General features: G+C 69.6%; 6 protein-coding genes. 5 read left to right on the forward strand and 1 reads right to left on the reverse strand.

What is annotated here, in order from left to right; translation table 11 throughout:
- Positions 1 to 48 precede the first annotated feature (48 nt).
- Complete coding sequence (dnaE, locus tag ACFWJO_RS14070) at positions 49 to 3588, reverse strand: DNA polymerase III subunit alpha (protein ID WP_384422981.1); 3540 nt, start codon at positions 3586 to 3588, stop codon at positions 49 to 51.
- A gap of 191 nt (positions 3589 to 3779) precedes the next feature.
- On the opposite strand from dnaE, the gene ACFWJO_RS14075 reads away from it, so the two are divergent.
- From ACFWJO_RS14075 to ACFWJO_RS14095, 5 genes are all read left to right on the forward strand, one after another.
- Positions 3780 to 5105 (forward strand): DUF2252 domain-containing protein, encoded by a 1326-nt coding sequence (locus ACFWJO_RS14075; RefSeq protein WP_386864968.1) that lies wholly within the window; start codon positions 3780 to 3782, stop codon positions 5103 to 5105.
- An 82-nt stretch (positions 5106 to 5187) separates the two neighbouring features.
- Positions 5188 to 5922, forward strand: coding sequence for a hypothetical protein (locus ACFWJO_RS14080; RefSeq protein ID WP_386864969.1), 735 nt, complete (start codon positions 5188 to 5190; stop codon positions 5920 to 5922).
- A 94-nt stretch (positions 5923 to 6016) separates the two neighbouring features.
- Positions 6017 to 6832 (forward strand): thioredoxin domain-containing protein, encoded by an 816-nt coding sequence (locus tag ACFWJO_RS14085; RefSeq protein WP_386864970.1) that lies wholly within the window; start codon positions 6017 to 6019, stop codon positions 6830 to 6832.
- 197 nt (positions 6833 to 7029) lie between these two features.
- Complete coding sequence (locus ACFWJO_RS14090) at positions 7030 to 8679, forward strand: alkaline phosphatase D family protein (protein ID WP_386864971.1); 1650 nt, start codon at positions 7030 to 7032, stop codon at positions 8677 to 8679.
- A gap of 337 nt (positions 8680 to 9016) precedes the next feature.
- Positions 9017 to 9997 (forward strand): zinc metalloprotease, encoded by a 981-nt coding sequence (locus ACFWJO_RS14095; RefSeq protein ID WP_386864972.1) that lies wholly within the window; start codon positions 9017 to 9019, stop codon positions 9995 to 9997.
- The last annotated feature ends 132 nt before the right edge of the window (positions 9998 to 10129 follow it).

Consider the following 10129-nt stretch of genomic DNA (forward strand, 5'->3'; position numbering starts at 1 on the left):
GCGCGCCCCTTGCGCGTGCGGCGGGGTCCGGACGGCCGGACGAGTCCGCTATCCGGCCAGGCAGGACGGGCCGAGCAGCACCTTGAGGTCGCCGAAGAGCGCCGGGTCGGGCTGGACCCGGTGCCGGTCGAGCCGGAGCACGGTGGTCGAGCGCGGCCCCTGGAGCTTGATCCGGACCTCGGTGTTGCCCTTGTGGTGCTGGAGGATCTCGCCCAGCCGGCTGATCATCGGCGGGGTGACCTTGACCGTCGGGATGGTCAGGACGACCGGCGCGTTGGTGCCCGCGTTCGACAGGTCCGGGACCATCAGCTCCATGGCGACCAGGCGGGGGACGTCCTCGCGCTTGTCGAGCCGGCCCTTGACGAAGACGACCGCGTCCTCGACCAGCTGGGTGGAGACCAGCTGGTAGGTGGCCGGGAAGAACATGCACTCGATGGAGCCGGCCAGGTCCTCGACGGTGGCGATGGCCCAGGCGTTGCCCTGCTTGGTCATCTTCCGCTGGAGGCCGGAGATGATGCCGCCGATGGTGACGACCGCGCCGTCCGCGTGCTCGCCGCCGGTGAGCTGGGAGATGCCGGCGTCGGTCTTGTCGGACAGGACGTGCTCGAGGCCGAAGAGCGGGTGGTCGGAGACGTAGAGGCCGAGCATCTCGCGCTCCTGGGCGAGCAGGTAGGCCTTCTCCCACTCGACGTCGGAGAACTCGACGTCGAGGCCGAAGCCCGGCTCGTCGCCGCCCTCGTCGCCCATGCCGCCGAAGAGGTCGAACTGGCCCTCGGCCTCCTTGCGCTTGACCGCCACCACGGTGTCGATCATGGGCTCGTGCTGGGCGACCAGGCCCTTGCGGGTGTGGCCCATGGTGTCGAAGGCGCCGGCCTTGATCAGCGACTCGACGGTCCGCTTGTTGCAGACCACGGCCTCGACCTTGTCGAGGAAGTCGGGGAAGGAGCTGTACTTCCCCTTGCTCTTGCGGGTCCTGATGATCGACTCGACGACGTTGGCGCCGACGTTGCGGACGGCGGTGAGGCCGAAGAGGATCACGTCGTCGCCCTGGGCGGCGAAGTTCGCCTCGGACTCGTTGACGTTCGGCGGGAGCACCTTGATGCCCATGCGGCGGCACTCGTTCAGGTAGACGGCGGACTTGTCCTTGTCGTCCTTGACCGAGGTGAGCAGTCCCGCCATGTACTCGGCGGGGTAGTTCGCCTTGAGGTAGGCGGTCCAGTAGGAGACCAGGCCGTACGCGGCGGAGTGCGCCTTGTTGAAGGCGTAGCCGGCGAAGGGGACCAGGACGTCCCAGAGGGCCTGGATGGCCTCGTCGCTGTAGCCGTTCTTCTTGGCGCCGGCCTGGAAGATGGTGAAGTTCTTCGCCAGCTCGTCAGGCTTCTTCTTGCCCATGACGCGGCGGAGGATGTCGGCCTCGCCGAGCGAGTAGCCGGCGATGATCTGGGCGGCCTTCTGCACCTGCTCCTGGTAGACGATCAGGCCGTAGGTGACGTCGAGTACCTCCTTGAGGGGTTCCTCGAGCTCCGGGTGGATCGGGGTGATCTCCTGCTGCCCGTTCTTGCGGAGCGCGTAGTTCGTGTGCGAGTTCATGCCCATCGGGCCCGGGCGGTAGAGCGCGGACACGGCGGAGATGTCTTCGAAGTTGTCGGGCTTCATCAGCCGCAGCAGGGACCGCATGGGGCCGCCGTCGAACTGGAAGACGCCGAGGGTGTCACCGCGCTGGAGCAGTTCGAAGGTCTTCGGGTCGTCCAGCGGCAGGGCGAGCAGGTCCAGCTCCACGCCCTTGTTGGCCTTCACCATCTTGACGGCGTCGTCCATGATGGTGAGGTTGCGCAGGCCCAGGAAGTCCATCTTCAGCAGGCCGAGCGACTCGCACTGCGGGTAGTCCCACTGCGTGATGGTCACGCCGTCCGTGTGCCGCACCCAGATCGGGGCGTGGTCGACGATCGGCTCGCTGGACATGATCACGCCGGCCGCGTGGACACCCATCTGACGGACCAGGCCCTCGACGCCCTTGGCGGTGTCGATCACCTTCTTCACGTCCGGCTCGTTCTCGTACATCGCCCGGATCTCGCCCGCCTCGCTGTAGCGCGGGTGGGAGGGGTTGGTGATGCCGTCGAGGTCGATGCCCTTGCCGAGGACGTCGGCGGGCATGGCCTTGGTGAGCCGGTCGCCCATCGCATACGGGTAGCCGAGGACGCGGGCGGAGTCCTTGATCGCGTTCTTGGCCTTGATCTTTCCGTACGTGCCGATCATGGCGACCTTGTCGGCGCCGTACTTCTCGGTCACGTACCGGATCACCTCGACGCGCCGGCGCTCGTCGAAGTCGATGTCGACATCGGGCATGGAGATGCGCTCGGGGTTGAGGAAGCGCTCGAAGATCAGTCCGTGCGGGATCGGGTCGAGGTCGGTGATGCCCATGGCGTACGCGACGATCGAGCCGGCCGCGGAGCCCCGGCCGGGGCCCACGGCGATGCCCTGCTTCTTCGCCCACATGATGAAGTCGGCGACGACGAGGAAGTAGCCCGGGAAGCCCATCGAGATGATGGTGTCCATCTCGTACTCGACCTGCTTCATGCGGTCCTCGGGGATCCCGTTCGGGAACCGCCGGTGCATGCCCCGCATGGTCTCCTCGCGGAACCAGGTGACCTCGGTGTAGCCCTCGGGGATGTCGAACTTCGGCATGAGGTCGCGCTTCTCGAACATGCCGGTGGTGTCGATCTGCTCGGCGACCAGCAGCGTGTTGCGGCAGCCCTCCTGCCAGGCGTCCGAGGAGTCGATGGCGTACATCTCGTCCGTGGACTTCAGGTAGTAGCCGGTGCCGTCGAACTTGAAGCGGTCGGGGTCCGAGAGGTTCTTGCCGGTCTGGATGCACAGCAGGGCGTCGTGGGCGGCGGCCTCGTGCGCGTACGTGTAGTGCGAGTCGTTGGTGACCAGCGGCGGGATGCCGAGCTTCTTGCCGATCTCCAGGAGGCCGTCGCGGACCCGGCGCTCGATCTCGATGCCGTGGTCCATCAGCTCCAGGAAGTACCGGTCCTTGCCGAAGATGTCCTGGTACTCGGAGGCGGACTTCAGGGCCTCGTCGAACTGGCCGAGACGCAGCCGGGTCTGGAGCTCGCCGGAGGGGCAGCCGGTGGAGGCGATCAGGCCCTCCGACCACTGGGAGATGGTCTCCTTGTCCATGCGCGGCCACTTCTGGAGCCAGCCCTCGGCGTACGCGTCGGAGGACAGCCGGAAGAGGTTGTGCAGCCCGGTGTTGTTCGCCGCCCAGATCGTCTTGTGGGTGTAACCACCCGAGCCGGAGACGTCGTCCTTCTTCTGGTGCGGCTGGCCCCACTGGATCTTCCGCTTGTTGCGGCGGGACTCCGGGGCGACGTAGGCCTCGATGCCGATGATCGGCGTCACGCCGGCCTTCGTGGCGCTGTGGAAGAAGTCGTACGCGCCGTGGAGGTTTCCGTGGTCGGACATGGCGATATGGGTCATGCCCATCTCGTTGCACGCGTTGAACATGTCCTTCAGCCGCGCGGCACCGTCCAGCAGGGAGTACTGGGTGTGGACGTGGAGGTGCGTGAAGGGCGGCTTGGTCACGGGGGATGCCTCCAATGAACTTCTGGCGGGTCAGCGTGGAAGTCTACGTCGCCGCACTGACAGCGAGCGGGCACTCGCGGGTACCGTCGCGCGTTGGGAGACAGAGAACACCTGTCCCATTTGTCATGCACAATTTTCGGCCACATCCCGCGCGGCCCGCACCCCGCGCTCCCCACCAGGAGGCTTCCTCGATGCCGGTCCCCCAGCCCACCGCCGCCGAGCGCGGTGAGCAGATCCTCTCCGTCTTCGACGCCGCCTTCGGCGAGCTGCTCGCGGCCGACCCCGCCGCCTTCAAGGTCAAGTTCCGGAAGATGGCCGGTTCCGCCTTCGCCTTCTACCGGGGCACGGCCTGCCTGTTCTACAAGGACCTGGAGCGCGAGGCGCACGGCGGGCCGTACCTGGACGAGCGGACCGGCCGGGTGTGGATCCACGGCGATCTGCACGCCGAGAACTTCGGCACCTACCTGGACGCCAACGGCCGGCTGATCTTCAACGTCAACGACTTCGACGAGGCCTACGTCGGCCCCTTCACCTGGGACCTCAAGCGGCTCGCCGCCTCCCTCGCGCTGATCGGGTACGCGAAGGCGCTCAGCGACCACCAGATCACGGAGCTCGTGCGGATCTTCGCCGCCTCCTACCGGGAGCGGATCCACGCGCTCGCGACCGGCGCCAAGAGCGACGAGATCGCGCCCTTCACCCTGGACAGCGCCCAGGGCCCGCTGCTCGACGCGCTGCGCCAGGCCCGCTCGCTGACCCGCTTCGGGCTGCTCGACTCGATGACGGAGATCCGCGAGTTCGAGCGCCGCTTCAGCGCGGGCGGCGGTGCCATGGAGCTGGACGCGGCCACTCGCTACAAGGTGCTCGCCGCCTTCGACGGCTACCTGGAGACGCTGCCGGAGTCGAGCCTGGCCCGCCCCGACTCGTACCGGGTCAAGGACGTCGTCGGCCGCCGCGGCATCGGCATCGGCTCGGCCGGCCTGCCCTCGTACAACATCCTCCTCGAGGGCAACAGCGACGCCCTGGAGAACGACGTCGTCATCTACATGAAGCAGGCGCAGACCCCGGCGGTCGCGCGCCATGTGACGGACGCGGCGGTGCGGGCGTACTTCCACCACGAGGGCCACCGCACGGTGATCTCGCAGCGGGCGCTGCAGGCGCACGCCGACCCGTGGCTGGGGTGGACGGAGCTCGACGGCATCGGACAGCTCGTGGCCGAGGTCTCGCCGTACGCGGTGGACCTGGACTGGTCGGACATCGACGACCCGGCGGAGATCGCGGCGACCGTCGCCGACCTCGGCCGGGCGACGGCGGCCATGCACGCGGCGGCGGACGACTCCAGCGGCCACTCCCTGGTGCCGTTCTCCACGGAGCGGGCCATCGACGCCGCCATCGCCGGCGACGAGGAGGGCTTCGGCGAGCTCCTGGTGGACTTCGCCCACGCGTACGGCGCACGCGCGCGTGCCGACCACCAGATCTTCGTGGACCTGTTCCGCAACGGCCGGATCCCGGGCCTGTAGGGGCCGCCGGCGGGCCGGCGAGGCCGCTCACAGCCTGGCCTTAGGGGCGCCTTACGGGCGGGCATGGCACACTTCCACGGCGATGGACATGGCAGGAATCCAGCTGAGAGCCCTCCGGGCGGCGTTCTTCACGGCACTGGTCGTGACGCTGTCCGTGGCCTCGCACGTCCTGCTGTCCGGGGTGCCGCTGCCGCTCGGCGCGGTCGTCCCGGTCGCCGTGGCCGTCTTCGCGGTGGCGTTCGCCCTGGCCGGCCGCGAGCGCGGCCTCGGCCCGATCGCCGGGCTCCTCGTCCCGCTCGAACTGGCCGCCGACACGCTCTTCACCAGCGGACAGGTCGCCTGTTACGGGCCCGCCGGCGGGCCGGTGGCCGGTTCGCTGCGCACGGTCGGCTTCGACGTGGACGCGCTGTGCGGCGGCGCCGTCGGCGCCCCGCTGCCCGGCGTGGCGGCTCCGGGGACCGGCACGGCCGCGGCCCTGCTGAGCTCGCCCGATCCCGCCGTCCCCTGGCTGCTGCTCGCCGCCCATGTGGCGGTCGGGCTCGGCGCCGCCTCCTGGCTGCGCGGCGGCGAGCGGGCCCTCGCCCGGCTGCTGCGGGCGGCCGTGGCCTTCGCGTTCCGGCCCCTGCTCGTGGCGGCCGCCTTCTTCCGCGCCGTCGGGGCCCGCCCGCGGCGCGCCGGGCACCCCGTGGACCGGCCGCGCCGGTCCCGTACCCGGCTCTTCGCGCACTCCGTGGGACGGCGGGGACCGCCGCGCGGTGCGCGCCCGGGGCGTACGGCTCCGGCCGGCGCGCCCGTACCCGCCCTCGCCCTCGTCTGAGCGACCCGCTCGACGGGCGGCGCACGACGGGCGGCGCGCGCCCCTTCCCTCACTTTTCCTCCCTTTTCTTCTCCCCGTCACGGAGTGCAGGACCATGAGCAAGCGCAACAGCCAGGCAAACAAGGCGGCCGCCCGCGAGCGGCTGCGGATCGAGCGTGAGAAGCAGGCCAAGAAGGAGAAGGCGCGCCGCCAGATGATCGTCGCCGGCTCGGCGCTCGGCATCCTCGCGATCGCCGGCGGCATCGGCTACGCCGTCGTCCAGGCCGGCAAGCCCGGCGCGTGGGAGACCGCCGCCGACGCGAAGAACGTCACGGCGCCGAAGAACACCGAGGGCACCGACGGCACCACCGTGGTCCTCGGCAAGCCGGAGGCGAAGCAGACGCTGGAGGTCTACGAGGACTCCCGCTGCCCGGTGTGCGCGACCTTCGAGCAGAGCGTGGGCGCCACCGTCGAGAAGGACGTCGCCGACGGCAAGTACAAGCTCAAGTACGTGGGCGCGACCTTCATCGACAACGCCGACCAGGGCGAGGGCTCCAAGAACGCCCTGTCGGCGCTGGGCGCGGCCCTGGACGTGAGCCCGGAGGCCTTCCTGAAGTACAAGTCGGCGCTGTACTCGACGAAGTTCCACCCCGAGGAGAGCCAGGACAAGTTCGCCAAGGACTCCTACCTGCTGGAGGTGGCGGACTCCGTGCCGGCCCTGAAGGGCAACGCGGAGTTCAGGAAGAACGTCGAGAACGGCACCTTCGACGCCTGGGCGATGAAGATGTCCAAGGCCTTCGACGAGAGCGGGGTGCGCGGCACGCCGACGCTGAAGATGGACGGCAAGACGCTCACGGCCGAAGGCAGCGACAACCCGCCGCTGACCGTCGAGCAGTTCAACGCGGCGCTCGGCAAGGTCCTCAAGCCCTGACGCCCACGCGCCGGAACGGTCCCGGAAGCCCTCGGAGTTGCCCGCTCCGGGGGCTTTCCCACGCCCAGGGCGACCGGCGTTCGGGCCGGCCGAGGCGCACCTGACGCGCGGTCCGGGAGGAACGGGCCGGGAAGAGTGGACGAACATCTGTGCCGAGGTCTGCCCGTTCGCCCTACCAGTCGGTAATCTGACGGGCCGTGACCAGTCGTAACCACATATCCGCCCCCAGCCGCCGCTCCGTGGTGAAGGCCGCCGCCGTGACGGCCGTCGCCGCGCCGGCGCTGGTGGCCGCCGCCTCGCCCGCACTCGCCGACGCCGGGGCGCCCTCCTTCCTGCACGGTGTCGCCTCCGGCGACCCGCTGCCCGACGGCGTCCTGCTCTGGACGCGCGTCACCCCCACTCCCGACGCCCTGCCCGGTTCCGGCCAGGGCCCGGACGTCACGGTCGGCTGGGAGCTGGCCGAGGACCGTGACTTCGCCCGTACGGTGACCAGCGGCACCGCCGTCGCCGGCGCCGCCTCCGACCACACCGTGAAGGTGGACGTACGGGGCCTGCGGCCCGCCACGGCCTACTGGTTCCGCTTCACCGCGGGCGGGACCGTCTCCCCCGTCGGCCGCACCCGCACCGCGCCCGCCGCCGACGCGGCCGCGCCCGGAGTCCGCTTCGGCGTGGTGTCCTGCGCCAACTGGGAGGCCGGGTACTTCTCCGCGTACCGCCACCTGGCCGCCCGCACCGACCTGGACGCGATCCTCCACCTCGGCGACTACATCTACGAGTACGGCACCGGCTCGTACCCGAGCGCCGAGTACACCGTCCGGCAGCACCAGCCGGCGCACGAGATCGTCTCGCTCGCCGACTACCGGCTGCGGCACGCCACCTACAAGTCGGACGCCGACCTCCAGGCGCTGCACGCGGCGCACCCGGTCGTGGCGATCTGGGACGACCACGAGTTCGCCAACGACGCCTGGTCGGGCGGGGCCGAGAACCACACGCCCGGCGCGGAGGGCGCCTGGGCGGACCGGGTCGCGGCCGCCAAGCGGGCGTACTTCGAGTGGATGCCGGTGCGCACCTCCACCGAGGGCACGGTCTACCGGCGGCTGCGCTTCGGCCGCCTGGCCGATCTCCATCTGCTCGACCTGCGCTCGTTCCGTTCGCAGCAGGCGGGCGTGGGCAGCGGCAAGGTGGACGACCCCGAGCGCTCGATCACCGGGCGGGCGCAGCTGGACTGGCTGAAGTCCGGCCTCTCGGCCTCGGACGCGACCTGGCAGCTGGTGGGCACCTCGGTGATGATCTCGCCGGTGGCCTTCGGCGCGCTGCCGGCCGATCTGCTCGGCCCGCTGGCCGAGTTGCTCGGGCTGCCGCAGGAGGGCCTGGCGATCAACGTCGACCAGTGGGACGGCTACACGGACGACCGCAAGGAGCTGCTGAAGCACCTGACGGACCGGGGCATCCGCAACACGGTCTTCCTGACCGGTGACATCCACATGGCGTGGGCCAACGACGTTCCGGTGAAGGCCTCGACCTATCCGCTGTCGGCCTCGGCGGCGACGGAGTTCGTGGTCACGTCCGTGACCTCGGACAACCTGGACGACCTGCTGCACGTGGCGCCGGGCACGCTCTCCGTGGTGGCCGCCGGCGCGATCAAGGCCGCCAACCGCCATGTGAAGTGGGTGGACATGGACCACCACGGGTACGGAGTACTCGACGTGACCGCCGAGCGTTCGCAGATGGACTACTACACGGTCTCCGACCGGGCGGACCGGGGCGCGACGGCGGCCTGGGCGCGTTCGTATCGCACGCTGAGCGGAACGCAGCGTGTCGAGCGGGTGTACCAGCCGGTGCACTGACGGAGACCGCTGGGCACAGATACGACGATTTTCAGCCATGATCTTCCGTGTTAACGGAAGATCACATCATCACGGCGGGTGGCGAGTTCGGAGCGTCGAATCCGGACACACCACCCGCCTTCGTCATCTCTTCTGTTACGTCCACGTCTCAAACTCCGGAAGCGGCACAAGTTTTTCTTCCTGATGCCCCGATTTGCCCGCCGAATGATTGGGCTTGATCAATCCTCAACGACATATGACATGGACGCGTAATCTCCCCGGCGGTGGCGAGGAAGTACCTCTCCCCAACCCCCACGAGGAGTCACCCGTGCGTGCTCTTGCCCGTATATCGCCGCGTATGTCACGTCGTCTGCTCGGCACCGCCGTCATGGCCGGAACCCTGGCCCTGGCCCCGCTGTCCGCCCCGGCGGCCGCCCCGTCGACCGCCACCCTGGCCGGCGCCTCCGCCGAGGAGTGCGTGGACAGCCACGACGCTCACGAGGGCGTGTCCGGTGCGCGCAAGGCCAAGGGCGACGCCCACAAGGCCGAGCCCAACGAGATCACCGCCGACCAGGCCAAGGCCATGGACGCGGACCTGAAGAAGAGAGTCGCCGAGGCCCGCCTGTCCGGCCGCGCCGACGCCTCCGGCGCCTTCGGCGCCACCGCGGTCTCGATCCCCGTCTACTTCCACGTCATCCACAGCGGTACGACGGGCAAGCTCAGCGCGACCGACATCAACAACCAGCTCGCCGTCCTCAACGCCGCCTACGGCGGCCAGGGCACCGGCAACGTCAACTCGGGCTTCCAGTTCACCCTGGCCGAAACCGACTACACGGACAACGCCAGCTGGTACAACCTGGCCTCCGGCTCCACCGCCGAGAAGCAGATGAAGCAGACCCTGCGCAAGGGCGGCGCCAACGCGCTGAACTTCTACACCGCCAACCTCAGCGGCGGCCTGCTCGGCTGGGCGACCTTCCCGTCCTCCTACCAGTCCAACCCGTCGATGGACGGCGTCGTCGTCCTCGACACCTCGCTGCCCGGCGGCTCCGCCGCCAACTACAACGAGGGTGACACCGCCACCCACGAGGTCGGCCACTGGCTGGGCCTGTACCACACCTTCCAGGGCGGCTGCAACGGCAACGGCGACTACGTCGCCGACACCCCGGCCGAGAAGAGCGCTGCCTACCAGTGCCCGACCGGCCGTGACTCGTGCGCCTCCAAGACCGGTGTGGACCCGATCCACAACTTCATGGACTACACGTACGACTCCTGCATGTACCAGTTCACCGCCGGCCAGGTGGCCCGCATGAACGACGCCTGGACCGCGTACCGCGCCTGACGGACCGTCCGGACACAGCGACGTGGGACCCAGGGAGAACAACCCCCCGGGGGCACGCCCCCCTTTCCCCCCCCCCGTTCCCTCGAAACACAACCCCCCAAAACCGCAAAGGCAAAACCCCCCCAAACCCCA

The organism is Streptomyces sp. NPDC127092, assembly GCF_042722475.1.
GTDB lineage: Bacteria > Actinomycetota > Actinomycetes > Streptomycetales > Streptomycetaceae > Streptomyces.